This window comes from Pseudomonas sp. URIL14HWK12:I5 (assembly GCF_900176445.1).
In the GTDB taxonomy this organism is placed as follows: Bacteria; Pseudomonadota; Gammaproteobacteria; order Pseudomonadales; family Pseudomonadaceae; genus Aquipseudomonas; species Aquipseudomonas monteilii.
This window is the reverse complement of the sequence record NZ_FWXQ01000010.1, coordinates 275,706-301,628: the sequence shown is the minus strand read 5'-3', so window position 1 is coordinate 301,628 and position 25,923 is coordinate 275,706. Positions and strand designations below refer to the sequence as shown.

Genomic DNA, 25,923 nt, shown 5'->3' with positions numbered 1-25,923 from the left:
AACCACCTTGCCCGGCAGTTCAAGGTCAGCGAGCCGAACAAGGTCTGGGTGACAGATATCACTTACATCCGCACCTATGAAGGATGGCTTTATCTGGCGGTAGTGCTGCCTCCATTGAGGATTAACGCAGACTTCATCTGCAACAAGGATGAAGCGTTTGCAATAGCTTTTCGATCGCGACATTTCTTTGGGCGGTTGGCGACAAATGCTAAAAAAATTCTCCAAATCTTCAGGGTCTAGGGCTGAAGGTGAAAGGCGGCGTATAAAAAAGCACCAGATCAGCAATTTTTCCAATATTGACGCGAATTCTTTTATGCGCTGATTTGCGTAGGTGTAGCGCTTAAGCGCGATCAGGGCGCGAACGCTGGCATAAGCCTCAGGGGCCTGTATGGAGCTATCCAGGTTCGACAGCGTGTGACGAATTAATGCGCTTTCGTCAGCACTCGATGATGGTGCATCTGATTCGGGATCCCAAGAATTACCAAACAGCGGAATCAAATTCATAGCCTTTCGAGAGAGGTCACCACGAGTGGAGACAAGGCTAATCCAAGAAAGCGTGCTGTCAATTTTGGTAGAAAAAAGCGGTTTTTTTGCCAATCAATTAACGAAAGAAAAAGGCTCAAAAAGGGCCGGTTAAATTTCGCAGAGATCTAGCGCTTGGGATCGGAGGTACACTGTAGGCCGCGGAAGTCGGGGGTGGCTGGCGCTGGGGGATGGGCCGATTAATTTTCAACGCTTACAAGTAAAGATTACTGTGACTGTTATCCATAAATGATAAAAAAATATATTCAAGAAAATCAAGCATTTAGCTGAAGTGAAATCCATAGAGGATAAAAAATTAGCAAAATCTGAGGGATTTATCCTTTTTGAGGTGCAGAAGCTGCGTGTTGTGGCGTTATATGTCGTAGAGTTATAAAAAGCATCTGACGAACACGATTTTTGTCGTTTTTCGTGTATCCGTTACACGGCTTTAGAAAATAATAAAAATTAGCATTCAATCATATTTCTCAAGTAAATCATGAGCTTATGAGAGATTTTTTCTTCATTTTTTGGCTGGTTTGCCAAGGGTGGTTTTGCGGTCCTTTTTTCTTTGCTATATGGGGATTTTTTCGCACGGAAAATCTGAGGTCATGCAGATAGAGATTGAAGAAGGGATGCATGTTGTAGCTCGCGGAAAAGCTGCATTAATTGTGCGGCCGGTTGATGCAGATTCAGTTGAGGTACTTCTGCTTTCTACTCGACAAAAGATCACTGTTGGACTGAATGAGATAGAGTTCATCACGGTGCCTAAGAGATCTACTGGCGGCTCCGAAATTCTTTACTTGACTAGATTGGAATCTGAATCAAATGACCAGGAAATTCAGCTGGCATTGAGGCGCCACGAGGTATTGTCGAGATTGCACCGTAAGGAAATTTCTGTGGCCCAAGCAGCAGAGGAAATAGGTGTTACTCGATCGCATGTTTATAAGTTGCGTGCCAAGCATGATGAAAGTATGGGGTATTGCACTCAGTTGGTTCGGCGGAGAGGTAATCAGAAGAACTCACGACATTTAGATCCTGCTCTCGAAAAAGAAATAGAGGCAGTGCTCGAGACATTTCGTAAACGTGCAGGAGTTACATTTGCAGAGGTGTGGCGTGCTGTGCAAAAAGCTTGCATGTCACTTAACCTAAAATGCCCTGCACGCAAAACGATTCGAAATCGTATGAAAAGTAGTTTTACTCGCGAAGAGGTCACCCGTTTGAAATATGGGCGGGAGGTGGCTGCACAGATGCATGACTCTCGACCAGGAAAGTACAAGGCTACCAAACCCTTAGAGTGGGTGCAGACTGACCACACGCTCGTAGATTACGAGGTTCTCACGGACGACCGTAGTGACACTATTGGTCGCCCTTGGCTGACCCTGTTTATTGATGTCTATACGAGGGTGATACTAGGATACTATCTCAGCCTTCATCCACCTAGCACTTTGTCGGTTGCTTGTGCCTTGGCTCATGCAGTGATGCCGAAGGAAGACTTTTTACGTAGATTGAATTTATCAGGCTTCAAGTATCCGATGTATGGCCCCCCGTTCATGGTCTATATGGATAATGCGAAAGAGTACAGGAGTCATAAGTATCTCTCTTCTTTAGATCGTGCGCATATCGGCTACGATCACCGTCCGCTGGGGAAGAAGCACTTTGGTGGTCATGTCGAAAGGCTGATAGGTACGATGATGAATAAGGTTCATTTGTTGAGCGGCAGCACAATGTCAAATACAGTTGTTAGGAAAAGGCTGGCTAGAGATAGGAAGCCCACCCAAACGTTCACGGAGTTTGCTAGGTGGTTTGCGTTAGAAGTAATGGAATATCATTCGACCGTGCACAGCGAAATTAAAAAGACTCCTTTGCAAGCATGGCAGGATTACTATGGTCCGCATGGTGTAGTGCCTTTTCCTCCGCAAATAACAGACGCGCACCAGTTTCGTTTGAACTTCATGCCTCAAGAATATAGAAATATTCGGCCCGGTGGCATTGAATTTAAGACTCGTTTTTATTGGGATCCTGTGCTCGATCCCTTTATTGGAGAGAAAAAGGTTCTGATAAAATACGACCCATTTTCACTTAAGCAAATCTGGGTCCAGTTAGATGGCCAATTCATTCCGATTCCTTTTGCCGACATGACGTTGCCTGATATTACTCTGGAAGAGCATAGAGCGAAAGTTCTCTCTAGTCAGTCACTGGAACCAGGATCTTTTGGTGATGCTCAAGCAGCAGAAGCACACAGTGAAGCAGGCAGGATAGAAAGTGCAAGCATAAAGAAGACGCGCGCTGCCAAAAAACAATTAGCTGCGAAAGTTGAGTATCAGAAAGAGTTCTCGTCTGCGGAGGTTGTCAAAAAAGAAAACAAAGTGGCTCCCGATTATTCTTTGCCACCAAAGCCTTTCAAGGGGGGTGTGTAAGATGGGTTATGATCATTTGCGCCCTGACCGACAGGCGTTGCTCGGCCAGGATATTGAAAAAAGAATTAAATTGATGCTCGGTGATATTTGGGTAGATATAGCGCCAAGTGAAACCGTATTCAAGGTTATGAACAATATGGCGAATGTTCCTAAGCGAATAACAGCGCCCGCGCTTTTGGTGACGGGCCTAGGGGGAGCTGGAAAGAGTGCAATAGTCAAAGAGATTCCAAATCGAGTATCTAGGAGCGAAGGACTTCTAACGATAAGCATGGCTTCTGATCCAGACTTAATGAAAAGAAAAGAGTTTAGGACTGAGATTTACCATAAATTGGAGCTTCCCTGTCCGCCAATCCACCGTAAGTCTTCGGTAGCCGACTTAGTTACTAGAGAGCTGTCAGAGATCTTAAAGCTTAGGAATATATGGGGCTTAGTGATTGATGAGATTCACGACATGCTATTATGCGGCAAGGTGGAGCAGAGAATTAATAGCTCAATGCTGAAGGCTTTTCTTGGGGAGTCATATGGAATTAGTCTATTCGCGTTTGGTACGCCTAAAGCAAACAGCTTTATATCCGCCATAACCGAAACGCAGCGTCGTTTTTCGGTAATCAAATTAGAGGACTGGAAAGAAGATGAAAGCTTCAGAACGTTTTTGCTGGGAGTCGAGGAATTGCTTCCTCTTAAAAGGCCATCACGACTGTACGACCAAGACAAAGTTTTTGCCATTTTGGCTGCCACTTCAGGGCGAATGGATAACGTGATGAACTTGATCAGGTCTGCAGGATGCTACGCGCTTAGAGATGGAACCGAAGCGATTAGCCTAGAGCATCTTGCAAAAGCATCTGCCAGCCCTTGGGGTTATTGATGCGTACTATTGCGGGTATGCCCCATATACTGCATGACGAAACGATATCTTCTTGGCTGTATAGATCTACGCTTAGGTCACGATACAATAATCAGTATTTGGCTGGTCAGTCATTTATGATTCCGTCACCAGTTTCCTGGGGCGGCCCGCTGGTCGAGAGCAGTGACTGGGACTTTGATCCAAATACAGATTTTTTGAAGGCGGCTATGGAAAATTTAGCAATTGATGTTAATTATGCCGCTGCATTATTTTTCAACACCCACGGGCGTGTTGTGGATTGGGCTCGACGCTGGTGGTTCTGTGCCCAGTGCTTGCGTGCAGACATTGCTAGGGGCCAAGCCCCAGGCTGGCGTAAGCATTGGTGCTATAGAGATTCGATCGTTTGTTCTACCCACGGAGCGGATCTGCACAGGCTACAGGTCCAACCTCAACTGAGTCGTGGATGGGACGCCTTTATTCAATGTCTGCAGGACAGATTGATTGATCCAGCCTGGCAGTGCCAAAACTTTCAGCGCTTCCGCGTCAGTGTAGTGAACAGAGTGGCAAGATGGAAATTGAAGCAATGAAAAGTCACCCTTGACATATTCGACAACTTATATAGTGTTATGCTGCTTGCGCCTGTGTATAACGGCAATCAGGGCATGGCGTATGAATTATTTGGCGAGCCTGGGCCTTTGATCCGCCTTGCGATGCCTAATTATCTGGCAGGCATCAAGTACGGTGCAGAATTTGCGAGTATGAAGGCGAGGTTTGCGAGTCTTTTGCTTGCTGGATACTTAATGGGAATTGTAGGTGACCGAGATCTAGCATTTGTCGCAGCCAAGGATGAGAGGTTTGAGGCTTGGAGGAGCTATAATTTGGATTTAGTGAGCTCTATGCGATTTGGGTGTACAAGTAAATTGGACTGCAAGTTGCTTGAGTCGCTTCTGTTTGGGCGCGAGGAGCTCCCGTGCGATACTCTTAATCGTGCGCTTCGCATTTATTTTTTTAAGCTTAGAATACAGTAGAGCTTTTCATATTGATGCTCAGCTATAGCCGTGCCGCAAAGTATGTGTGTCGTGCGCTGACGATTTTCACTTGGCTCGGCAAATGTGGCCCAGTGAAGATATTTGTTTACTTATGACGCCTTCTCATGAGTTGTTTATAATAAATTAATTTTTGGCGCGCAGGGCGAGGCGTTCATCATTGGTGAAAGAGGCTTCAAACTTTATGCTTTGGGGCTGTGCTCATAAGGCTCTGCTTAGGTTCATTCTCCGGGTTGAATCTCTAGAACGACGTGAGGAGTGTTCCAAAAATTTCCTCAACCAGCACCATGTACTGAGATGGATGGGCCTTCCGCTGCCCGAAGCCAGGTCAGGGTGAAGCAGAGGAGGATTTCAATAGCGATCTTTATTTCAGATATGGGATGGGTCATGGCCTGTGTCCCCAGAGTGCTAGGTAGCCTACTGCGCTGTCGGGCCGCCCTTGCAGCCTGCCAGAGTGGTAAGGCCAAGGCCCTGTTTTTTGCTAGGATTGCCCAAACTTGGATGATTTTCTTCAGTAGGCAAAGAAAATCTTCAGTTCTGAAGTTTTTCTACAATTTTTCTTCACTCACGTTTACCTCGCGTGACGCATTTAAGGTGTTTTCGTGATCTTGACAATGTTCGCCAGCTTCAAGGCTTTTACAGTAGGTGGCCGATGAGCGATCAAATAGTCCCCCTGAGTTCCGATTCGACGAGGTTCGTTTTCCGCTCCTGCTATGCCACAGTGCTCAGCAGGGTGGACGCCCGATACGACGTTCGGGGTTACCTTTTGGCGCAGATGGTAAAGCTTTGCCTTCAGAATCGAGGCAGGCTGCCTCGTGTTAGCCGCGACTTTTACACGCAGTACGCTCAAGCCGAGGCGATTGCATTCTTGGAAATGTGTGTCACTCACTTGCTGTTCGGTCCGGCAGGTCGCTTTTCGCCGCAGGAATATCACTACCAGGCAGATGCATACTCAGAGCCGCCCTAACCTCTAGCCTGCTCAACTGCATTTAGATGCTCACGTGTAAACGTCGTACTCGAGGCGGTAGAGGAAGTCCCATACCTGCGCATAGCTTTCATGATGCCAAAGCAGGGTGCATGGGGTGTGGTTGCCAAGACCAAGCGCAGGCTTGATCATCCAGCGCTGCGCCAGATCTCCGTTGCCGAGCACTTCGATAGCTTTTCGAAAAATTTGCCCGTGCCTTGTTAAAAAAGCCCCATGAGCAGAGGTCCAGCAGCTCGTTGAGGGCTGATCGCTAAGTCCGTGGATCGTGATACTGTTCATGGCAAGTGTTCCGAAGGCGACAGTCGAGAGACTCTAGTAACAGTATGACGTCAGGCGGGGGGGCACGTCACTGATCTTGCAGGTAAGGGCAGCGACTGCGGACGGCTATGTGAAAACGCCTGAGTTTTTCGAGTTGCGAGGCGTATCGGTTAAAACCTGTCGGTCATGCCTCTGGACTGCCCCTGAAAGCTCCGCCTGATTGACGTCTAGCACTCCCGCGGTGTGGACACCGGGTTGGCTATACAGTCAGGTGCGGGTTAGGGCCAGCGTGCCGCGGGTGGCAAACGTGCCAACGGGCTGCTGTCGCAGGTCAGTACATATTGGTCCAACAGCAATAATATCTGTTCATATCACTAAAATCGCGAGGTTTCCATGGATAAACCAAAACACGAACCGAAGCCAATGATGGCCGCTCGTTTCCAGGCGGAAGCACGCGCAACGCTAGCAAAGCGGACTAACAAGCCCAGCCGTTTTCTCGATCTTGCACTGGCCAAAGACCGCGACTTTGAGCCAGTAGGCCGCTTGGCTGGTTTGGACTGACTTAACGTAAGACTGGCTACAGGCTTCACCGCGTTGGGAAAGCGCCGTTTTTTCATGGTACAGCGTCAATTTGCGTTTCCTAGCTCCCGACGAGAAGCCGCTTCCGCCCCAAGTGTTCGCTCAGAAGCGGACGACTAGTGGCTGCTGTGCCGACGTCGATCATTGCCTCAGTAGCGGGGCGTCCACCAGCACCAGCGGCTGGGAGAAGGGTAGCTGTACCGGCACTGTCAATTTCATCTCGCTCAAGGTTGTTATAGATACCGATAACCTGTGCTTATCAGACCCAATATGCTCAAGTGCAGATTGTGAAGGATTAGCAGCTTGTGAAGCTACTGTTGGCAGTCGTGCTTCTGAGGAGGTGCCAAATTGATTTAAGGCACCTTTCTGAATCTAGAGCAGTGACAGCTTACTTCACGTCGTTTCTAGTCACCTGGATGATAAAAAATCTGACGGCTGAGCAGAAACCACTGACGGGGCGGGAGGAGGGAGGATCGCCGAAGAACATTTGGACAGGGCTCTAGAGCGGCATTTCTGGTCTCAAGAAGCGGAAGTACACCCTCAAAAATTCCACGATACCCCCACCAGGATGCGCGATCGAGAATGGCGATTTTACAGCTTACTGGCGAACAGGTGCGCTGGGGCTTCGAACACCTGAACCTGGACGATGCACGCCTGCAGGCCCTTGGCGCCAATGGGCTGGTGCAGCCGCTGAAACTTTCCTGCGCCGACCACGAAGGCGGCGGCGCGGTACGCTTCCAGCAGTGGGACGGGCAGAAATGGAACCTTGTCAGCGACTGGGTACAGGCTGACCGCGCGCTGCTGCGGCCGATCATCGAGGCCTCATCGCACAAGTACGCCAAGGAGAAAGGCATCATCCCGCGCGATTGCAGCCAGGAAAGCTGATGGAGCTGGGCTGGCCGAGGCGCAGGCCTCGGCCGGTTCGTTCCCTCAGGCAAGGGTGGCACGGCGTCTAGCCAAACTTGAACAGCCGCTGGGCATTGCTAGCGAAGAACTACTCCTCGACCTCATCGTCCGGCGCTTCCAAGCCACAGCAACCTCATCAAATCGTAAAGCCCGGACGTTTTAGAGCCTACTCGGGGCGCTGGATTCCAGCGGTAGCCAGCTCTATTCGTAGATGGCTTTGTAGCTTCCAAGGAAGCAGCGTTTCAGGTGGTGGCTGCCTGGTGACGTAGCAGGTCATTGATCGCCCTAATTGCGAGAGGGTAACCGTCGGCGCCCATTCCGCATATTACCGAGTCGACCACGCCAGACATGATCGAGTGGCGATGCAATTCGTCACGCGCATGAATATTCGACAGGTGTAATTCAACAAGCGGTGCGTCAATCAACTTCAGGGCATCAAGCACTGGAATCGAGTTGAACGAAAGGCCGGCGGGATTGATGATCAGGGCGGCACCTTGCTCAAATGCCTCTTGTATCCAGTCGACCATCACACCTTCATGGTTGGTCTGGCGAAAGTCGCAAACTAGATCCAATTCATCGGCGAGCTGTTCACTGCTCTCACGAATCTGATCGAGCGTTGTATACCCGTAAATGTGTGGCTCGCGGCGACCCAGCAGGTTCAGGTTGGGGCCGTTAAGGATGAAGACGGTGCGATTCATGTTCGTCCTGCTGTATTATTTGGAAAGAATGGCTGAAGTTGAAGGCACGTCGATATCTGCTGTGGCGACGCCGTTAAGGTCGATGCCTTTGGTTTCCGGGCCCAAGAGGATCATTGCCAGCGAGATCAGGTTGATCACTGCACACAGCATTACCAGTGGCCATGGCGAGTTGCCCGACTGACTCATCAGCCAGACCGCGATCATTGGCATCGGGCCGCCAATCACAAGGTTGGCGCCGGTGTAGGCCAGTGCCGAACCGGAATAGCGCACCTGAGTCGGGAATGCCTCGGCGAACGCCACCGGCTGAATGCCGCTCTGGAACTGGGTGAAACCGAGAAATAGCCCCATGACGGCCATGATCGCGGTGGCGTTCTGGGTGTTGAGGATCGGGAAGTAAACGAACAGGATCAGCAGCGTCATGCACGAGCCCAACGCCAGTGCCTTTTTTCGCCCCCAGCGATCCGAAAGGTAACCGCCACCCAATGCCCCGAAAATCGCGCAGACGTTAGCCACCATCAGTGACATGAACCCCATCGATTGGGACATGCCCAGGTGCTTGGTCAGATAGCTCAGGGAGAAAATCACAATCAGATAGAACAGCGCCGCGGGCGAGCAGAAGAACAGCATCAGGCGCAGGATCGTTTTGTGGTGGCCGCCGAGCGCCGATTTGAGTGGGCTTTTCTCCCGCTTGACCGGCGTTTTCTTCAAGGCTATGAAAGCAGGGGTTTCATCCACCTTGAGCCGGATGAAGATAGCGACAACCACCAGGACAAAACTCAATACGAAAGGAATGCGCCAGCCGAAACCCTCGAACTGTTCACTTGAAAGTGTTGCAGCCAGCCCCATGAGTACGCCGTTGGCCAGTATCTGGCTGAGCGGTGAACATAAGCCTAGCAACCCTGAATAGCGTCCGCGGCGGTCGGGGGTAGCGTGTTCCAGTGCCATCAGCTGCGCGCCGGTGGATTCTCCCCCCAGTGCAAATCCTTGAATGATCCGTAGCAGTACCAGAAGGACAGGGGCCCAGATGCCGATCTGGCCGTAAGTGGGCAACAGGCCCATCAATACCGAAGCCAGCCCCATCATGCTGACTGTGGCCAACATCAGGTTACGTCGGCCTACTTTGTCGCCAAGGTAACCACAGGTGATGGCGCCCAATGGCCTCGCCGCCAGTCCCACACCGAACGTTGCCAGCGAAGCCAGCAGGCCCGCTGTCGGCTCCATGGCCGGGAAGAACAGTTTAGGCAGGATGGTCGCCGAAACCGCGCCGTACAAGGTGAAGTCAAACCATTCCAAGGCGGTACCAATGGTCGCGGCGGTCACTGCCCTGCGAGGCATGCGCTGATCATGAGTCTCGTTAGTGGTCGTGCTCATAAAGATGCTCATCATTGTTTTTATGGTTTTGGATTTCCCACACGATCCCGCTGGGGCAAAGGCTTGGCGGGAAGGGATGAAGTGACTAGACGTTAGCGCATCCTGCTTGCAAAATAATTATCGAAATCCCGATAATTCAATAAGGCTAACTTATGGGTACCTTATGGAACTACGACATCTGAAGGCCTTTGTTGTCGCTGCCGAGCTGCAGCACTTCAGCCGAGCTGCCGAGCAGTTGGGCATTGCGCAGCCGGCCCTCAGTCAGTTGATGCGAACCCTGGAGGCCGAGTTGGGGCTGGCGCTGTTCCGGCGCGAGAGTCGTGGGGTGGTGCTGACTGCCGCTGGAGAAGCGTTTCTCCCGCATGCGCGACAATCCATCGAATCCAGCGAACTGGCAACGTCCGCCGCGCGGCGTGCGCGGCGAGGGGAGGTTGGCGAGATCGCCATCGGTTACCACTCGGCTTTGTTTGAGGCCAATTTGCCGCAACTGTTACGGCACTATTTCAGTACATTTCCCGAAGTCAAAGTGTCACTGGTGGATGCGGGGATCCGCGCTCAGTTCGACAAGCTGCTCGAGCACAAGCTGGACCTGGCGTTTGCCAGGGTATTCCAGGATCACTTGCCGGATCGCTTACGCACCCACCCTTTCAGTCAGTCCAGACTGGTTCTGCTGATTCCCGACAACCACGAACTGGCGGAAGGCTTTACCGGGGAGCTTGCAACCTTGAGGCATGAGAAGTTCGTTTTTCTTCAGGACGTTGCCGGCATTGGCCTGACTTCACACACGCTCCAGGCATGTCGGAAAAACCAGCTGCATCCGCAGAACATCATGTATGTACCGTCGTTGATGAGCATTCCTGGCCTGGTAGCCGCGGGCATCGGCCTGAGCATCGTGCCGGAAACGATCACTCGGTTAACCATGCCTGGGTTACGGATCGTGCCCCTGGCTCAACCGGAAATGGTCAGCGAGCTTTCGCTTGTATCACGCATTGATGAGCGTTCAAGAGCGGTCCTGCATTTCATCGGCGAAGCGCACGGTTGGGGGACCAATCTGCGAAGCGAAGCAAACAGGTAATTCACTCGAAAGTTGCGATCGTGTCCCGCATCAGCGCTTTTTTCGCCGGCCGTGAGCGCATTGGCTGACTGGATAGACGGGCACGTCCGCAACGGCGATTCAGCCCGAGGTCAGTGGCTGCCGGGCTGAACGAGTGCGGGCGAAGACTTCGCTGGTGAGTTAAGAACAACGTCTACTGATCAAAGGAAGCATTGATCGAGGTGCCGGCGATAGTTGGCGATGTCCTGTTCAATCTGCGGGTTTTTCTCGACATCGTTAGCGATGAAGGTGGGCAGTGCTTCCAACCCGAGGAACTGATTGACCTTGTGGAAGTGCAGGTAAACGCCATCGACCCCTACGCCGTGGAAGAACTGCTCGGGGTCGTCGAAGGCTTCCAGGGGCGCGTTCCAGGTCAGCGAGAGCATGTATTTCTTGCCCTGCAACAGGCCACCACTTCCGTACTTTTTCGATGCGTCGGTACGTGAACGGCCATCACTGGCATACAGTACGCCATGGCCGGCGCTGAAGACTTCATCGATGTATCGTTTGACGATCCAGGGCTCGCCCATCCACCAACCGGGCATCTGGTAGATGATGACGTCGCTGTTGGCGATTTTCTGAACTTCCTCGTCAATCGAGTAAGGGGCGTCGACTACTGTGGTCGAGACGCTGTGTCCGAGCGCCGTCAGGTGCTCGGCGGCCAGGGTGGCGAACATGTTGTTAAGCTCGCCCTTGGCGAAGAGAAATGGCTTGGCGCCATTGATGATCAGTACGTTGCTCATGGGTCTTACTCAGTGATTACAGTGACGTTCTTGATAGGATTGCTCGGTCGTGATCGATGCGTATCTGCCATGTTTGCTGGCTCGTTGTGTGGCATGGTCGCGCTTTTGCAATGGCTGTGATCGAGTTGAACATTGCGGCCGGCCAGCATGCCGGTGAATGCGCCGGCAACAGCGATTGCGGCAGTGATCAACAGCGGTGCTGTCCAGCCACCGCTCCAGTCGTGCAGCTGGCCCAGTAGCAAGGGACCTGCGGCTGCCATCAGGTAGCCCACGCACTGCGCCATTCCTGACAGTGCCGCTGTGTCGCCGGCGTTTTTAGTGCGCAAGCCGATGAAAGTCAGGCCGAGCATCATGCTGGCACCAGAGCCGAAGCCCAGGAGGGCGGCCCACAACAGGGCGTAGCCTGGCGCGTACATGAGCCCGATCAGGGATGAGGCGGTTAACAGGCTGACGGTTGCGGCTGCCAGTCTCTGATCTTTGAGACGGCGAAGCGTGGCCGCCAGAATCAAGCCGGGGATGGCCGTGGCCAGTTGCAGCGTGCCGTGTACCGCGCCTGCCTGCTCGGGGGATATGCCATGGTCCATCAGGATGGTCGGCAGCCAGCCGACGGCGACATAAAAAGGCATCGCGTTCAGCCCCATGAACAGTGTGACCTGCCATGCCAGCGACGAACGCCAGACGGCCACGGTTGAGGCTTGTTTAGGACCGGACAGATTTACGTGTTCGTGTTTTTTCAACTGCGGCAGCCACACCACCAGCGCCAACAGCGGGGTGGCGACCAACAAACTCAGGGCAATCGGCCATCCCCATGATTGGGTCAGCGGAATTATCACGGCTGAGCCGACTGCGCCTGCTGCACCCATCGTAATGGAATAAGCGCCGGTCATGGAGGCCATTTTCGTCGAGAAATCGCGTTTGATCAGCCCGGGCAGCAGCACGTTGCCCAAGGCGATGCCGGTGCCTATCAGTACCGTACCGGCGTACAACGCGCATGCGCTACCAGCCGAGCGGAGCAGGATGCCCAACGAAATGATCAACAGTGCTCCGAAAAGCGTACGCTCGATGCCGAACCTGCGGGCGAGCGAGGCGCTGAGCGGGGAGAAGGCGGCAAAAGCTAGGAGTGGCAGTGAAGTAAGCAGGCCTAGCGCTGAGGCGCTCAAGCCAAAATCATTCTGGATGAGCGGCAAAACGGGCGCGATGCTGGTAAAGGGAACGCGTAGGTTCGCGGCAACAAGCAGAATGGTTACGACGAGTGCGATGGCATGCCACTTGTTTTTTGTATCTGACATATTCTTTAGCTGTCCTCTGAAAAGAAGACCATTGTAGAGAGCCTCAGAATTATCCAATATAGATATCAAGACAGTTGATACCTAAATTATGCCAACCTCAAGAAAAGTCATTTCTTCGCCGGAAGAATTCGATTCAGATCTCTTCGCTCAGGCGGCTATTGCCCTGAAGGTAGCGCCTGACCTCAATGATTCAGGTGCCCGATCCCATGATCATCGTAAAGGCCAACTGATCCTGTCGTTGCACGGTGCGGTGAGCTGTGAGGTGCGCAACGCACTGTGGCTTGTGCCTCCTCAGCACGCAGTGTGGATTCCTGGCGGCATGCCGCACAGTTGCCGCATGACAGAAAACGCCCGTACCTGCTTTCTGTTCGTCGAGCCGGGAGCGGCGGCCATGCCCGAAGAATGCTGCACGGTTGCCATCACACCTCTGGTTCGGGAAATGATTCTGCATCTCGCTGAACAAGAAACTGCTTACCGTTCTGAGAGCAAGACAGCGCGGCTGGTTGCAGTGCTGCTTGAGCAGCTTTCCGATGCTCCGCTAAAAGAGCTGCATCTGCCGATATCAGACCACCCCAAGATCAAACAAATCGCGGATACGCTTTTTGCATACCCCGACGACCGAACCACGTTGCGCGAGTGGGCGACTCGGCTTGCAATCAGCGAACGATCACTGGCCAGACTAGTGGAGCGCACGACCGGGCTGAGCTTCGGACGCTGGCGCCAGCAGCTGCATTTGATGATTGCACTGAGCCATTTGGCAGAAGGCGTCTCCGTGCAACGTGTAGCGGGCATACTGGGCTATGACTCTGTCAATGCCTTCATCACGATGTTCAAGAAAGCCTTGGGAAAACCGCCTACACAGTACTTTTCCGCTCTGCGCTAGTGCGCTGCTTGTTGGCACATAGCGGTGAGGCTATCGAGCGGTCACTGTCTGCTTCTGGCCGATTTCCGCCGGTTGCGGCAGGCAGCTTCGGGTCGATTTCTTCCGGTCACCCACCTCATCTGGTCTATGGTGCAAACCCACCTTAGAACAGTCGGCCTTCACCGTGAGCATGGAGGCCTTGTCGCTGGTGGGCTCGAGGTTGAGGCGCGAACCATCTTTGAGAATCTCAAGCGCGCTTGTACGGAGCTTGATGTGGGCTTCAACCAACTAATGCTGGTTCGTGTGTACTGTAGTGACTTTACGAAATTCGGCGAATTCAATGTCGTGTGGAATGAATATTTTAAAGACAGTTCCACAAGCAGTGGCTACTGGAAACCCTGTCTCATTGCATGGTTCTTGGCCAACCCGCGAAATCTTACCTTGATATAGCCAAACGGGTGCTTGGCACTCGAGGCATTCAACCAAGTGATCCGGCAAAGCGTGTTTCAGGGAGCCCGGACGTGGTCGTCAGCACACCTCTAATGAGCGCTCCGTCACTTTCTGTTGGTGCGGCGAGCCCAATCCTAGCAGTTGTGCAGTACAGCAATGCATGATCCAGCCCGGCGAAAACGGGACAGGTCGTCTGGGTACCAGGGGTTTCAATGACCCTATCTGGTGTGCCGTCCGGTGCGTAGCGAACCACTCGACTACCACCCCATTCTGCGTTCCAGAGAAAGCCCTCGTTATCGATAGTCGAGCCGTCCGGCGCGCCCGGGCCGACGATTGTCGTAAATTCGCGGCTATTGTTTAACGAAGGATAATCACAGCAGAAGATGCGTCCCTGCAGAGAGTCTGCGTAGTAAAGGGTCGCGCCATCAGGGCTAAAACAAATGCTGTTTGGAATTTTCACGGAAGGCAGGTTCAAGGTTTCCGTTTCCAGCGATGACGCGTTGAGTCGATGAAACTGGCCTACAGGTTGCACCGGTTCGCCCGTATCCATCGTGCTGAACACAAAATTGCCCTCACGATCGCAGCGACCATCATTGATGCGCGTTCCGGACACGCCAGGCGTATCAGCGATTTTACTGAAACTACCAGTGACGAGATTGAAATAGCCCAGGCAGGACGCAAGCCCCAGCAGCAGTACATCGCTATCGGCGGTCAGCGCGAATGATCCCAGTGGCTCAGGCAGCGCCCAGCGTTGAACTTGGCCACTTGAGGGGGCAAGCGCAAGCAGTTCGCAGTTAGGGATGTCTGTCCAAAACAGACGATGGGTTATGTCGCACCAGAGAGGGCATTCCCCCAGAAGGCTGGTGGTGTTAGCTATAGTCTCGAACATGCTTGCGTCCTGTGGATAGAGATGGCGATATCTAGCCTTCAACTGGAGAAAACAGCGACCAGTCTGTCACCAAACAGAGCAATACCCAGGCCCGCCACCATCACCAGCGACCCGCCCAGCTTGATGAGAGATACCGGCCTTTCAACAGAACCCAACAATCCGAAATGATCGATGGCAAGTGACGAGGTAATTTGCCCCGCGATTGCTAGCCCAAGCAAGGCCGATAGGCCAATTTTGGGTGCAAGCACCACGTAACTGAGCAGCGCACTAGCACCCAGCAAACCGCCTAGAAGGCTCCACCAAGGCTGCGAGGGTATAGCTACCAAGGAGGCCACTATGCCGCCGCGCATGAGTGAGTAGACGCCCAGGCACACCGCCCCTGCAGTAAACGAAAAGAGAGCCGCGGCGACAGAGTCGCCACCTACACCTTTCGCTAGCTGGCCATTCAGGGTGGTCTGCAGGGTTATGCCTAGCCCCGCGCAGATGGCCAGCAGGTAGTAGAACGCGCTCATGACTCGCCTCCTTATTGGGCCGATTCAAGCGGAGCGAAAGTTTCCGCGAACATATCGGGTTGGTAACCGGCTGCCTTGAACAGGTGTTCACGAGACTCATCAATCGCGGCGCGAAGCCGCTCGCTGTCAACGCCCAATACCTTGCCATGGCGCTTGACGATGCGCCCCGCAATCATGACGGTATCGACATTGCTGCGCTCGGCGGCATGAACCACGGTTCCGAATGCATTGTTGGAAGGATAAAGGTTGATGTCCTGCGCATTGATGAGGATCAGATCGGCCTGTTTACCCGGCGTAAGGCTACCGATTTTGTCCTGCAGGCCGGCACAGTGAGCGCCGTCGACCGTCGCAGCCTTCAGTAGGCTGTTGGCGGGCAGTGTCACAGGATGATGTTCTGAACCGCAGCAGCGCTGCTGATGCATGCCCATGACGCGCTGGAGGTAGAATGCCACTCGCATTTCCATGAACATATCGCCGCTGTAGGACGTTTCGTTATCTACGCTCAGCCCGGGGCTGATGCCGTGACGGTGGGCAGCTTGCATGGCGAACATGCCGTCCTCGATGCCGTAGTGGGCGTCTGAGCGCGGACACACGTTAACGCGTACACCTGCTTCGCGAAGGATTTTCCATCCTGCATCCGGGAGTGCCGTGCAGTGGTTGAAAATATTGTCGGGGCCCAGCAGCCCTTTGCCATGCAGTGCTTCCAGTTCTGCCGCCATGTCGCCACCGAAGAATTCGGTGATGATGGGCAGGCCAAGCCGTCGCGCTTCAGCCCAAAGTTCAGGTTCCAGCTGGGCCATGGCGGCGAGAGAAATCAAGTCATTCTCGCCATCTTTGAAGTATTTTTCCTTGAGGCGCTCCAGATTCCCGGGCCAGTGGGCTTTGTCCCATTCCCCGGAAACAGGCGCGCCGGAAGCGTGTACCGATCGAATACCTGCATCAATCAGCGCCTCGACTGCTGCATCGGAGTGGGCACCCGTTCGGCTGTTGTGCGAATTGTCGACCACAGTAGTGATGCCCGCGTCGATGCACCCCAAGGCAGTCAGCAGGTTACCGATATACATGTCTGCGGGACGATAGTATTTCGCAAACGAGAAGTGCGTTGCGTTGCAGTAGTCCTCTAGCGTTTCGGCATTAGGATTGATTCGGCGTAGTTGGCCTTCCCATGAATGGCGATGAGTATCGACCATGCCAGGCATGGCGATCATGCCGGATGCTTCTACCACCGTGGCGTCGCCGGGCTCGATATGTTCGCCAACCGCCTTGATACTGTTGCCTTCGATGAGAATGTCGCCGCGCACCAGGTTGCCTATGCCATCGTCCATGCTAAGCACGGTCGCCCCTCGAATAAGAGTCCTGGCGGGATGCTTCGCTGCTGTCTGCACGATGCCGCGATCGTATGCTGTCATTTCTGTACACCTCGATGAATGTCGTTGAGGAAAATGTACGCAAAGCGATAATCCCGAAAAAGACAGATTGATTGTTTTAATCATTCAGAAATCGCGAATAATGAGCGATTCGCTAATCGCAATTCAGTAGGGAAAAATCATGGATCGTCTCCAGGCTATGCAGGTTTTTGTTCGTGTGGCGGAGGCGGGGAGCTTTGTCCACGCGGCACAAACGCTTTCCTTGCCGGCTTCAACGGTCACAAGCAGTGTTAAAAGCCTCGAAAAGCACCTGCAGGTGCGGCTGCTGAACAGGACAACGCGGCGTGTCAGCCTGACATCAGAGGGTGCAACCTATTTGGCTCAATGCAGGGAGATCCTCCAGCTGATCGAACACACCGAATCCAACCTTCTCGATTCGGGAAAACAGCCTCGGGGGCGGTTGAGAGTGGATATGCCCGGGGGCATTGCGCATTTTATTGTGATGCCGAATCTGAAAGATTTTTACCAGCGCTACCCGGACATTTATCTCATGATCGGCGTCAACGATCGCCAGGTGGACCTTATCCAGGAGGGTGTTGATTGTGTCATTCGCACTGGTGAGCTCCTTGACTCGACGCTAGTTGCGCGCCCGCTCGGCCGGTTTCGCTGGGTGACTTGTGCCTCAGCAACCTATCTCCAGGAGAATGGCATTCCTCAGACGCCGTACGATGTAGCTCATCACAAGGCCATTCATTATTTTTCAGGCAACGCCAGGCGCGCAGCCGAGATGACTTTCTGCAAGGAGGGTGAACGAATTACTGTCCCGGTGCAGGGAGGAGCGGCTGTCAACGAAACAGGTCTGTACATCAAGCTGTGTCTGGAAGGATTCGGATTGGTCCAGTTGGCGGAGAATGTCATCTCGGACCATCTGCGGGAGGGGAGACTGATCGAGGTTCTGAAGGACTGGCGCCCTGCGTCCGTTCCGGTGACGTTGCTCTATCCTCATCAGCGCTTTCTTTCGCCCGCTGTACGAGCATTTGCAGATTGGATGGCTGAGATTGTTTGTAAGCACAATCCGAAAACTTAGTCTGTAGAAGTTTTTTTGCTCTGGTGTATACAGTGCCATGGGTGATTTGAACGGCCCATGCATCATGACTGCTGATTAAAGGTTGGCGAAAAAAAAGCCGCCCGGGGAAGGCGGCAACTCAAAGGGCAGATGGGTAGGGGCGGGAGGGGAGCCCCTGCCCATCGACAGTAATGATAAGGGCGAGTAACGAAAGAGTAAAATCAACGAACGTGATAAGCCCTATTAACGATCCAAGGAAGATGTTTCGGTCAGGTTGATGGGTTTAAAAGGATGAGATTGGGGGCGCAGCTGTGAAGATAATGCGCGTGTGAGTTCGTCAAGTGCCGGCGTGATCTCTTGATAGACCTGGTAGGCTCTGGCTGTGGGCTCGATGCCTTGACCATTCAATATGAAAAGTGGATCTTCTAAAATTCGCCGAAGTTTGTTAAGAGCAGCGGTCACGGTGGGTTGGCTTATACCAAGCGACTTTGCAGCTCTTGTCACATTCAGTTCCTGCATTACACGTTCGAATATGACCATTATGTTCAGGTCGACCTTTCTAAGCTCCTGTCTGTTCATGGATTGCTCCGAAGTGCAGAGGGGTCAGGATTGCCTAGGGTGGTTGCCCCTCGAATCCACAACAGGAATAGCGTCAGCGTTGAATCCAGCAGTTCGGTAAATGAATGTTGCTCCAGGCCGTACGAAAATAATCCTAACAAGGCACACTGCAACCACTTTGCTGCCTGTTCTGTGTTCAAGCTATTGTCCAGTTCGCCTTTATTTTGGGCATCCTCCAGCATGTGACACAGCTTGCTGTTGAGGCGATCCTGGATTTGCTTGTTACGCTGATCAATGCGCGGTTCCCATTTGCACATCAGTAGCGCTTTGGTGACTAACATGAATTCTTGGCGGTTGGCCGTTTCCATCAATGCGCGTTTGAGATGGGAAAGTCCGCTGGATAATGTTTCCGGTGCTTCGAGGTAGGCTTCCAATGGCGTACTGTATTCGTTCAGGATCTGTTCAACGAGCATCGCCTTACCATTGTGATGCCAATAAACAGCGCCCCGTGATACGCATGCCTCTCGCGCGATAGCTTCCAATGTCGCCGCTTCATAACCATCTCGTACAATCACAGACAGCCCGGCCTTCAGAATTCTTTGACGGGTCAGTTCAGCCTCGTCGCGAGTTTTCCTAGCCATCCGCTGGCTCCCCGCCTGAGGTCGGCGCATGGCAGCACCCGCCTCTTTCAATCTTGTTTTTAGCGGTCTTCAACGCATCAATCAATTGGTTTTCGCGCCTTGCCGCTCTGCTAACAGGAGCGATCACCGTAATAGCGTAGCTCCCATGCTGGGCGCTAATGTCAATTGACGCCGAATAAACGCCTTCGATGTACTGCTCAGACTCGGTTGCGTAGCCAAGCTCCCGTATTTCCTCTAAGTTTCTGATCAACTCCTGGCGGCCTAGCGTAAGTGGCGTGTGGCTAGGCAGGGTTTGCGGGATCAGTTTCTCAAGGGTGTCAGCCGGGTGTTTTGAAAGGAAAAGCCTCCCGACTGAGGTTGAATATATGCAGCCGTAGACGCCTAACGGAAAGACGATTCGCAGCTCTTTTTTTGCGACTGCGCAATAGATGGTCAGAATTTTCTCGCCCATCAGCGATGATAAAGCAACTGACTCGCCGATCTTTTCTGACATCTCTTCGATAACGGGTGCTGCTTTAGAGACGATGTCAAATTGCGTCAGCGTCATAAGTTCTCCCAGCGCTGAACCCAGGCGGAAGCCCGCGCCTCCCCTTGCTTGTTCAACAAGCTGCTCTTCTTGTAGGGCATTCACAATTCGCTGAACTGTTGATCTTGGCAGGCTGACTTGCTTTGCGATTCCGGCCAGGCTCAACCCCCGGGGGTGATACCCCAAGGCGCGCATGATCGCTGCGGCTCTCGCAATTACCTGGATGCCTGGGTGTCTTTCGAATTCTTCCACCAGATTTCCCCTTCTTCTGCACGAATCGCCTGGCCTTGCAGGCTCATATCTACCCACCCCATCGATCTTGATATCCCCTTTTGGAGAAAAGGCCATTGCGGATGAGTGACACCATCATGGTACACTGATCCGCATCGCGGTACATGCAATTGCCTTTTTTTTTTTCAGGAGACCACCATGCGAAGGCCCACAAACCTTTGGATTCCCTTGCTTTTTCCGCTGTCAGGCATGCTTCTGTTATCCGCATGCAATGCAGAGGCCCCGCACACTGCTGCACAGCCTGTCGAGGTAGGCGTCTATACCGTGCAGGCTGCTCCGCTCACACTCACCACCGATCTACCCGGTCGTACAACGGCATTTCGCGTAGCGGAAGTGCGTCCGCAAGTAAACGGCGTTCTCCAGCAGCGCCTGTTTGTTGAAGGGTCTGAGGTCAAGAAGGGGCAGCAGCTTTATCAGATCGATGCGCGCACCTACCTTGCCCAGCAGGCGCGAGCAGAAGCGAACCTGCACAGCGCGAAGAACCTGGCAGAGCGCTATGAGCGGCTTTTGCAAACCAAGGCCATCAGTCGACAGCAGCGAGATGACGCCGTTTCGGCATGGAAGCAAGCAGAAGCGGACAAGCGCGTTGCAGACATCAACGTGCAGTACACAAAAGTCTTGTCACCGATCTCAGGCCGAATTGGCCGCTCGGCCGTGACTGAAGGTGCACTGATGACTGAAGGGCAAACCGCGCCCATGGCCACGGTCAATCAGCTTGACCCGATCTATGTGGATGTTACGCAGCCAATCACTCGGATTCTCGCGCTCAAGCGCGCCTTGAAATCGGGTGACCTGGTCAGTGCAGGTGAAGATCAAGCACAAGTAAACCTCACGCTTGACGATGGCAGCGTCTATCCATTGGCCGGGACTTTGAAATTTTCAGAGGTGAGCGTCGATCAAGGAACCGGATCTGTCACGTTAAGGGCGGTATTCCCGAATCCTGATCGCGCTTTGCTCCCCGGCATGTTTGTGCATGCCCAATTGAAAGAGGGCGTAAAAGAACGTGCGATGATCGTTCCGCAGCAAGCGGTAACCCGTGATAGTCGTGGTGTGGCCACTGTTTGGGTGGTGAAGCCGGATGGTCGCTTGGAGCATCGCGATCTCTCCACAGTCCGGACCGTGGGCAACGGCTGGCTGATCGATGGGGGGCTTGAGCCTGGTGAGAAAATCATCACCGAAGGGCTGCAGCGTGTGAACGCGGAAAGTGTTGTGAAGGCAACACCTGCGCGCAACGTGAATCTTGGCGCATTGGCTGTGTCAAGGTAAGGATCTCTGTCTAATGTCTCGTTTTTTTATTGACCGTCCTATTTTTGCCTGGGTGATCGCGCTTGTGATCATGCTGGCCGGAGCGCTTGCCATCAAGAGCTTGCCAGTCAACCAGTATCCCAATATTGCAGCCCCGGCGATCCAGATCAGTGTGACCTATCCCGGTGCCTCGGCGCAGACCGTGCAGGACACCGTAGTTCAGGTGATCGAGCAACAACTCAGCGGCCTTGACGGCCTGCGTTATATCAGCTCGGCGTCAAACTCCGATGGTAGCTTGCAAATTACAGTGACCTTCGATCAGGGAACCAACCCTGATATCGCGCAGGTTCAGGTGCAGAACAAGCTCCAGCTTGCAACTCCCCAGTTGCCAGAAGAGGTACAGCGTCAAGGTATTCGCGTCGTGAAGTTTCAGATCAACTTCATGCTCGTACTGGCGTTGGTTTCAACCGATGGACGCCTTTCCAACTTTGACCTGGGCAACCTGATCGTTTCTCAACTTCAGGATCCCATCTCGCGTACCAAAGGTGTCGGCGACTATCTCGTACTAGGCGCTCAGAACGCCATGCGAATTTGGGTTGATCCTGCCAAGTTGAATGGGTACCAGCTCGAACCCTCGGATGTGGTATCGGCCATCTCGGCGCAGAACGTTCAGGTCTCCACCGGATCGATTGGTGGTCTACCGACCCGAAAAGGCGTCCAGCTCAATGCCACGGTGATTGGCAAGACGCGCATGCGCACGGTCGACGAGTTCAAGGAGATCTTGGTCAAGGTCCAGCCTGACGGCTCTCAGGTGCGACTCAAAGATGTTGCGGACGTGGCGTTGGGCAGTGAGAACTATTCCATCAGCGCTGAATACAACGGTAAGCCTTCGGCGGGCATTGCGTTGCGTCTGGCTACAGGGGCCAACCTGCTCGACAGCGTTGCAGCCGTAAAAGAGGCAGCAGAGCGCATCAGGCCTTATCTGCCAGAAGGCGTCGAAATCCAGTATCCGTACGAGACAAGTCCGGTGGTTAGCGCCTCGATAGAGGCGGTCGTGCATACGTTGTTCGAAGCCATCATTCTCGTGTTTGTGGTGATGCTGCTGTTCTTGCAAAACTTGCGCGCGACCCTGATACCGACTTTGGCGGTTCCCGTGGTGCTGCTAGGCACGTTTGGCATCTTGTATGCCTGTGGCTTCACCATCAACGTGATGACCATGTTTGCCATGGTGCTCGCGATAGGCTTGTTGGTCGACGATGCCATCGTGGTGGTTGAGAACGTCGAACGCCTCATGACCGAAGAGCGCTTGTCGCCTAAAGAGGCCACGTACAAATCGATGGAGCAGATCTCCGGCGCTCTGGTTGGTATTGGGCTGGTCATCAGTGCTGTGTTCTTGCCAATGGCTTTCTTCGGCGGATCGGCAGGGATTATCTATCGTCAGTTTGCTATCACGATCATTTCCGCGATGGGGCTGTCGGTGTTGATCGCGCTGATCTTCACGCCCGCGTTGTGCGCCACCCTGCTCAAACCACACTCACCTAAGCCTGGTGGCCAGAAAGGCTTCTTTGGGTGGTTCAACAGGGTGTTTGAAACCAACACAGATCGATACGAGGGCGGTGTCAAGCGTCTGTTGCGTAATCCGAAGCGGTCTCTTGTGGTTTATCTGCTGTTGATCGCCGGCGTCGCTTTGCTTTTCCGGCAATTGCCAACAGCCTTCCTGCCGGGAGAAGACCAGGGCACCATGATGGTGCAGATTCAGACCCCGCCGAATAGCAGTGCTGAACGAACGCAACAAGCGTTGGATCAGGTTCGTGATTACGTACTCGAACACGAGCAGGAAACCGTTGATTCGGCATTTGCCGTGAATGGGTTCAATTTCGCAGGCCGCGGTCAGAGTTCGGGCATCTTGTTCCTCGGACTTCGAACGTTCGACGACAGAAAAACCCAAGCTCAAAGCGTCTTCGCCCTTGCTGAGCGAATTGGCCAGTTCATACCGAGTGTCAAGGATGCGACGGTAATTCCGATCGTGCCTCCAGCGATCATGGAAATGGGTAATGGCGTGGGATTTGACTTGTTCCTTCAAGACAACAGCGCCCTGGGTCATGAAGCGTTGATGGCGGCACGGGATCAGTTCCTTAGTTTGGCAGCCCAAGAACCTTCCTTGCAGTTGGTACGACCTAACGGGCTGAACGATGAGGCGCAGTATCAGGTGACCATCGACGATGAAAAGGCTCGTGCATTGCAGGTATCGATCGAGTCCATCAACGACACCATGTCCGTTGCGTGGGGCTCTGCCTATGTCAATGACTTCATTGACAAGGGACGGGTCAAGAAAGTCTATGTTCAGGGTGAGCAGGATGGACGGATCTCACCTGAAGACTTCGATAAATGGTATGTGCGCAACGCGGTAGGGCAGATGGTGCCATTCTCCGCCTTCGCGACTGGGACGTGGGTTTATGGTTCACCGAAAATGGAGCGCTATGGTGGCATCTCTGCTGTAGAGATTCTCGGTGAACCGGCGCCTGGCTTCAGCTCGGGTGATGCTATGGCCGCAGTGGAACGCATTGCTTCACAGTTACCTGCTGGTATCGGCATCTCCTGGACGGGATTGTCCTACGAAGAGCGGGCGGCGGGCTCTCAAGCACCGATGTTGTATGCGCTTTCTTTGATCATGGTGTTCCTGTGTCTTGCCGCGATGTACGAAAGTTGGTCGGTGCCTGTTTCTGTTTTGCTGGTGGTACCGCTCGGTGTTCTCGGCGCGGTTGCAGCGACGCTTGGACGGGGCCTTTCCAATGACGTTTTCTTCCAGGTTGGCATGCTCACCACCATGGGGCTGGCGGCTAAAAATGCCATCCTAATCGTCGAGTTCGCCAAGGAGTTGTATGAAAACCAAGGACGCAGCCTGACCCAGGCGGCTGTGGAAGCCGCCCGCTTGCGGTTGCGTCCGATCATCATGACGTCGATTGCATTCGTCATGGGCACCCTGCCGCTGGCACGAGCGCACGGCCCGGGAAGCGGAAGCCAGCACTCCATTGGTACCGGCGTTGTCGGCGGTACCTTGGCTGCTACATTCTTGGCGATTTTCTTCGTTCCATTGTTCTATGTGGTCGTCATGAAAATCTTTACTTATAGCCGCTCTAAGAAAGCTGAACGGTTGCAAGGAGTTGGCGATGAGGCTTGAAATATTAGGGTTTGCGATAGTTGCAGCGTTGGGAGGGTGCAGCTTCATACCAGACTATGTAAAGCCAGAACCGCCGGTGCCTGCGGTATGGCCCCAGGGAGACGCTTATCAAGCCTCTTCCATGAGGGCAGCTGCGCTCGTGGGCTGGAAGCAGTTCTTCAAGGATCAGTCGCTTCATCAGCTCATTGACATTGCTCTGGAAAGTAACCGTGACTTGCGCAAAGCCGCTTTGAATGTTGCGGCGTATCGGGCTCAATATCAGATACAGCGTGCTGAACTGGCCCCCGAAGTCGGGCTGGATGGGGGGGCAGGGCGGTCGCGAGTTCCTGCCGACCTGTCGCCTACTCAGCGCCACGAGACGACGGGTAACAATAGCGTTGCAATAGGTCTCACCAGTTATGAGCTCGATGTGTGGGGTAGGGTTCGCAGCCTCTCAGCCAGTGCTGCCGAAAGGTATTTGGCGACTGAAGAAGCTGAACGCAGCGTACTGATTGGTTTAGTCGCTGATGTTTCAACGGCCTACCTTACCTGGCAAACCGATAACCAGTTGCTCGCTGTCACAAAGGACACCTTGGCAAACTACCGGCATAACCTGGACTTGATCGAACAAAGTAGCGCTGTTGGCACTGCGTCAGATTTGGATGTGCGTCAAGCAAGAACCTTGGTCGACAGTGCCCGAGGGCAGGTGCAGGCTTACAGGCGTCAGGTGGCCCAGGATATGAACGCCCTGCGTTTATTGCTGGGTGCTGAGATACCTACTGGTTTGAACTCGAGTGGGCTCGATAGCGACATGCTGGCTGCGCTACCGGTAGGTCTTCCGTCAGATCTGCTGCTGCAACGGCCGGACATTCAAGCGGCGGAGCATGCGCTACAGGCCGCCAACGCCGATATTGGCGCTGCAAGAGCCGCTTTCTTGCCGCGGGTGACCTTGACGGCGAATGCCGGCACTGCAAGCAATCAATTAAGCGGTCTGTTCGACAGTGGCTCTGAAAGCTGGAGTTTTATACCGCAGATTAATTTGCCTATCTTTACCGGTGGCCGCCTCAAGGCCAGTTTGGATTACGCGAAAATTCAGAAAGATATAAATGTCGCCAACTATGAGCAGACCATTCAGGTTGCCTTCAGGGAGGTCTCGGACGGGCTTGCTGGAACGGGAACCTGGCAGGAGCAAGTTCAAAGTCAGCGCGACCTGGTCAGGTCCACAGATGAATACACGCAGATGGCACAGCAACGCTATGACGAGGGAGTCGATAACTATTTGACGCTGCTGGATGCGCAACGTCAGCAATTATCCGCCCGGCAGAAGCTGTTGACTGATCAGCTTGAACAGCTGAAAGCACAAATTCAGCTGTTCAAAGCCCTTGGGGGAGGATGGAACGCTTTGGAGGTTGTCACCGCGCATTGATATAACGGGTAGCAAAGGCGGCGAATCAGAGGTTCGCCGTCACCCCGAAGGGGGCCGGTGAAGGCTGTTCGGATGTTTCGCTGCGCGCTATTTGCCCAGTACCGGCTCATCACCGGTGCATCGCCTCCGCCTGGTATGAGGATTGCCAAACTGGTGCTAACCTGCCCCGCTGACTGAGT

Annotated in this window: 23 protein-coding genes and 1 pseudogene; 12 read left to right on the top strand and 12 right to left on the bottom strand. The window is 53.5% G+C overall.

Translation table 11 applies throughout. The annotated features are described in order from the left end of the window. Positions 1-504 (bottom strand): hypothetical protein (locus B9A31_RS27350; RefSeq protein WP_218189635.1); only part of this gene is annotated, 504 nt, incomplete at its 3' end. A gap of 626 nt (positions 505-1,130) precedes the next feature. Between B9A31_RS27350 and B9A31_RS22735 the strand changes: the two genes are divergently transcribed. The 3 genes from B9A31_RS22735 to B9A31_RS27840 are packed head-to-tail and all read left to right on the top strand — an operon-like array spanning position 1,131 to position 4,370. Then, positions 1,131-2,939, top strand: a complete 1,809-nt coding sequence (locus B9A31_RS22735; RefSeq protein ID WP_158285998.1) for a Mu transposase C-terminal domain-containing protein — start codon at positions 1,131-1,133, stop codon at positions 2,937-2,939. 1 nt (position 2,940) lies between these two features. After that, positions 2,941-3,804: a TniB family NTP-binding protein gene (locus B9A31_RS22730; RefSeq protein WP_027615627.1), complete on the top strand. Its 864-nt coding sequence runs from the start codon at positions 2,941-2,943 to the stop codon at positions 3,802-3,804. Further along, on the top strand, positions 3,804-4,370 hold the full coding sequence (locus tag B9A31_RS27840; protein WP_371851097.1) for a TniQ family protein: 567 nt from the start codon (positions 3,804-3,806) through the stop codon (positions 4,368-4,370). The genes B9A31_RS22730 and B9A31_RS27840 overlap by 1 nt, the downstream gene beginning before the upstream one ends. A gap of 1,456 nt (positions 4,371-5,826) precedes the next feature. On the opposite strand, the gene B9A31_RS22715 is transcribed toward B9A31_RS27840, so the two are convergent. Continuing rightward, positions 5,827-6,093: an antitoxin Xre/MbcA/ParS toxin-binding domain-containing protein gene (locus B9A31_RS22715; protein WP_027615624.1), complete on the bottom strand. Its 267-nt coding sequence runs from the start codon at positions 6,091-6,093 to the stop codon at positions 5,827-5,829. 372 nt (positions 6,094-6,465) lie between these two features. Between B9A31_RS22715 and B9A31_RS27345 the strand changes: the two genes are divergently transcribed. Next, positions 6,466-6,633, top strand: coding sequence for a hypothetical protein (locus B9A31_RS27345; protein ID WP_177325375.1), 168 nt, complete (start codon positions 6,466-6,468; stop codon positions 6,631-6,633). A gap of 612 nt (positions 6,634-7,245) precedes the next feature. Further along, a pseudogene (locus tag B9A31_RS22710) lies at positions 7,246-7,536 on the top strand (ABC transporter permease); the annotation flags it as partial. Positions 7,537-7,799: 263 nt separating this feature from the next. On the opposite strand, the gene B9A31_RS22705 reads toward B9A31_RS22710, so the two are convergent. Together B9A31_RS22705 and B9A31_RS22700 are read right to left on the bottom strand one after the other, a co-directional pair. Then, a complete protein-coding gene (locus tag B9A31_RS22705; RefSeq protein WP_027615622.1) occupies positions 7,800-8,255 on the bottom strand; it encodes a type II 3-dehydroquinate dehydratase in 456 nt (151 codons plus the stop codon). Positions 8,256-8,270: 15 nt separating this feature from the next. Next, positions 8,271-9,626, bottom strand: coding sequence for an MFS transporter (locus B9A31_RS22700; protein WP_027615621.1), 1,356 nt, complete (start codon positions 9,624-9,626; stop codon positions 8,271-8,273). Positions 9,627-9,789: 163 nt separating this feature from the next. Between B9A31_RS22700 and B9A31_RS22695 the strand changes: the two genes are divergently transcribed. Continuing rightward, positions 9,790-10,701 (top strand): LysR family transcriptional regulator, encoded by a 912-nt coding sequence (locus B9A31_RS22695; RefSeq protein WP_027615620.1) that lies wholly within the window; start codon positions 9,790-9,792, stop codon positions 10,699-10,701. Positions 10,702-10,880: 179 nt separating this feature from the next. Here B9A31_RS22695 and B9A31_RS22690 read toward each other — a convergent pair whose 3' ends face one another. Together B9A31_RS22690 and B9A31_RS22685 are read right to left on the bottom strand one after the other, a co-directional pair. Then, entirely contained in the window at positions 10,881-11,462 is a 582-nt protein-coding gene (locus tag B9A31_RS22690) for an NAD(P)H-dependent oxidoreductase (protein ID WP_027615619.1), read from the bottom strand. Between the two features lie 5 nt (positions 11,463-11,467). Further along, complete coding sequence (locus B9A31_RS22685; RefSeq protein ID WP_256204594.1) at positions 11,468-12,808, bottom strand: MFS transporter; 1,341 nt, start codon at positions 12,806-12,808, stop codon at positions 11,468-11,470. A 31-nt stretch (positions 12,809-12,839) separates the two neighbouring features. Here B9A31_RS22685 and B9A31_RS22680 point away from each other — a divergent pair, with 31 nt between their 5' ends. Together B9A31_RS22680 and B9A31_RS27835 are read left to right on the top strand one after the other, a co-directional pair. After that, a complete protein-coding gene (locus tag B9A31_RS22680; RefSeq protein ID WP_027615618.1) occupies positions 12,840-13,634 on the top strand; it encodes an AraC family transcriptional regulator in 795 nt (264 codons plus the stop codon). Positions 13,635-13,760: 126 nt separating this feature from the next. Continuing rightward, entirely contained in the window at positions 13,761-14,063 is a 303-nt protein-coding gene (locus tag B9A31_RS27835; protein ID WP_084297387.1) for a RidA family protein, read from the top strand. Positions 14,064-14,091: 28 nt separating this feature from the next. Here B9A31_RS27835 and B9A31_RS22670 read toward each other — a convergent pair whose 3' ends face one another. The 3 genes from B9A31_RS22670 to B9A31_RS22660 are packed head-to-tail and all read right to left on the bottom strand — an operon-like array spanning position 14,092 to position 16,873. Then, positions 14,092-14,952, bottom strand: a complete 861-nt coding sequence (locus B9A31_RS22670; protein ID WP_081741875.1) for an SMP-30/gluconolactonase/LRE family protein — start codon at positions 14,950-14,952, stop codon at positions 14,092-14,094. A gap of 38 nt (positions 14,953-14,990) precedes the next feature. Then, positions 14,991-15,464 carry a DMT family transporter gene (locus B9A31_RS22665; protein WP_084297386.1) on the bottom strand — a complete coding sequence of 158 codons (474 nt, stop codon included), beginning with the start codon at positions 15,462-15,464 and terminating at the stop codon, positions 14,991-14,993. Positions 15,465-15,475: 11 nt separating this feature from the next. After that, entirely contained in the window at positions 15,476-16,873 is a 1,398-nt protein-coding gene (locus B9A31_RS22660) for an amidohydrolase family protein (protein WP_027615614.1), read from the bottom strand. Positions 16,874-17,012: 139 nt separating this feature from the next. On the opposite strand from B9A31_RS22660, the gene B9A31_RS22655 reads away from it, so the two are divergent. Further along, positions 17,013-17,918 (top strand): LysR family transcriptional regulator, encoded by a 906-nt coding sequence (locus tag B9A31_RS22655; RefSeq protein WP_027615613.1) that lies wholly within the window; start codon positions 17,013-17,015, stop codon positions 17,916-17,918. A gap of 222 nt (positions 17,919-18,140) precedes the next feature. Here the strand turns inward: B9A31_RS22655 and B9A31_RS22650 are convergent, their stop codons facing one another. Genes B9A31_RS22650 through B9A31_RS22640 form a run of 3 tightly spaced genes read right to left on the bottom strand, consistent with a single transcriptional unit; the run spans position 18,141 to position 19,874 of the window. Further along, positions 18,141-18,476 carry a LysR family transcriptional regulator gene (locus B9A31_RS22650; RefSeq protein ID WP_084297385.1) on the bottom strand — a complete coding sequence of 112 codons (336 nt, stop codon included), beginning with the start codon at positions 18,474-18,476 and terminating at the stop codon, positions 18,141-18,143. Further along, the gene (locus B9A31_RS22645; RefSeq protein WP_158285999.1) at positions 18,473-19,096 is read right to left on the bottom strand and encodes a TetR/AcrR family transcriptional regulator; all 624 of its coding nucleotides are present in this window, start codon (positions 19,094-19,096) and stop codon (positions 18,473-18,475) included. Before B9A31_RS22645 ends, B9A31_RS22650 begins: the two co-directional genes overlap by 4 nt. Continuing rightward, a complete protein-coding gene (locus B9A31_RS22640) occupies positions 19,089-19,874 on the bottom strand; it encodes an IclR family transcriptional regulator (RefSeq protein ID WP_050591046.1) in 786 nt (261 codons plus the stop codon). The genes B9A31_RS22645 and B9A31_RS22640 overlap by 8 nt, the downstream gene beginning before the upstream one ends. A 177-nt stretch (positions 19,875-20,051) precedes the next feature. Here B9A31_RS22640 and B9A31_RS22635 point away from each other — a divergent pair, with 177 nt between their 5' ends. From B9A31_RS22635 to B9A31_RS22625, 3 genes are read left to right on the top strand one after another with little or no spacing between them, the layout of a single operon-like run. Next, positions 20,052-21,179, top strand: a complete 1,128-nt coding sequence (locus B9A31_RS22635; protein WP_027615610.1) for an efflux RND transporter periplasmic adaptor subunit — start codon at positions 20,052-20,054, stop codon at positions 21,177-21,179. A 13-nt stretch (positions 21,180-21,192) separates the two neighbouring features. Beyond that, a complete protein-coding gene (locus tag B9A31_RS22630) occupies positions 21,193-24,339 on the top strand; it encodes an efflux RND transporter permease subunit (RefSeq protein WP_027615609.1) in 3,147 nt (1,048 codons plus the stop codon). Continuing rightward, entirely contained in the window at positions 24,329-25,744 is a 1,416-nt protein-coding gene (locus B9A31_RS22625) for an efflux transporter outer membrane subunit (protein ID WP_027615608.1), read from the top strand. Before B9A31_RS22630 ends, B9A31_RS22625 begins: the two co-directional genes overlap by 11 nt. The last annotated feature ends 179 nt before the right edge of the window (positions 25,745-25,923 follow it).

What these genes read in the sequence shown, in the direction of transcription:
- B9A31_RS22735 (WP_158285998.1), top strand. Translation starts at nt 1,131, where the DNA reads ATGCAGATAGAGATTGAAGAAGGGATGCATGTTGTAGCTCGCGGAAAA.
- B9A31_RS22730 (WP_027615627.1), top strand. Translation starts at nt 2,941, where the DNA reads ATGGGTTATGATCATTTGCGCCCTGACCGACAGGCGTTGCTCGGCCAG.
- B9A31_RS27840 (WP_371851097.1), top strand. Translation starts at nt 3,804, where the DNA reads ATGCGTACTATTGCGGGTATGCCCCATATACTGCATGACGAAACGATA.
- B9A31_RS22715 (WP_027615624.1), bottom strand. Translation starts at nt 6,093, where the DNA reads ATGAACAGTATCACGATCCACGGACTTAGCGATCAGCCCTCAACGAGC.
- B9A31_RS27345 (WP_177325375.1), top strand. Translation starts at nt 6,466, where the DNA reads ATGGATAAACCAAAACACGAACCGAAGCCAATGATGGCCGCTCGTTTC.
- B9A31_RS22705 (WP_027615622.1), bottom strand. Translation starts at nt 8,255, where the DNA reads ATGAATCGCACCGTCTTCATCCTTAACGGCCCCAACCTGAACCTGCTG.
- B9A31_RS22700 (WP_027615621.1), bottom strand. Translation starts at nt 9,626, where the DNA reads ATGAGCACGACCACTAACGAGACTCATGATCAGCGCATGCCTCGCAGG.
- B9A31_RS22695 (WP_027615620.1), top strand. Translation starts at nt 9,790, where the DNA reads ATGGAACTACGACATCTGAAGGCCTTTGTTGTCGCTGCCGAGCTGCAG.
- B9A31_RS22690 (WP_027615619.1), bottom strand. Translation starts at nt 11,462, where the DNA reads ATGAGCAACGTACTGATCATCAATGGCGCCAAGCCATTTCTCTTCGCC.
- B9A31_RS22680 (WP_027615618.1), top strand. Translation starts at nt 12,840, where the DNA reads ATGCCAACCTCAAGAAAAGTCATTTCTTCGCCGGAAGAATTCGATTCA.
- B9A31_RS27835 (WP_084297387.1), top strand. Translation starts at nt 13,761, where the DNA reads ATGGTGCAAACCCACCTTAGAACAGTCGGCCTTCACCGTGAGCATGGA.
- B9A31_RS22670 (WP_081741875.1), bottom strand. Translation starts at nt 14,952, where the DNA reads ATGTTCGAGACTATAGCTAACACCACCAGCCTTCTGGGGGAATGCCCT.
- B9A31_RS22665 (WP_084297386.1), bottom strand. Translation starts at nt 15,464, where the DNA reads ATGAGCGCGTTCTACTACCTGCTGGCCATCTGCGCGGGGCTAGGCATA.
- B9A31_RS22660 (WP_027615614.1), bottom strand. Translation starts at nt 16,873, where the DNA reads ATGACAGCATACGATCGCGGCATCGTGCAGACAGCAGCGAAGCATCCC.
- B9A31_RS22655 (WP_027615613.1), top strand. Translation starts at nt 17,013, where the DNA reads ATGGATCGTCTCCAGGCTATGCAGGTTTTTGTTCGTGTGGCGGAGGCG.
- B9A31_RS22650 (WP_084297385.1), bottom strand. Translation starts at nt 18,476, where the DNA reads ATGAACAGACAGGAGCTTAGAAAGGTCGACCTGAACATAATGGTCATA.
- B9A31_RS22645 (WP_158285999.1), bottom strand. Translation starts at nt 19,096, where the DNA reads ATGGCTAGGAAAACTCGCGACGAGGCTGAACTGACCCGTCAAAGAATT.
- B9A31_RS22635 (WP_027615610.1), top strand. Translation starts at nt 20,052, where the DNA reads ATGCGAAGGCCCACAAACCTTTGGATTCCCTTGCTTTTTCCGCTGTCA.
- B9A31_RS22630 (WP_027615609.1), top strand. Translation starts at nt 21,193, where the DNA reads ATGTCTCGTTTTTTTATTGACCGTCCTATTTTTGCCTGGGTGATCGCG.
- B9A31_RS22625 (WP_027615608.1), top strand. Translation starts at nt 24,329, where the DNA reads ATGAGGCTTGAAATATTAGGGTTTGCGATAGTTGCAGCGTTGGGAGGG.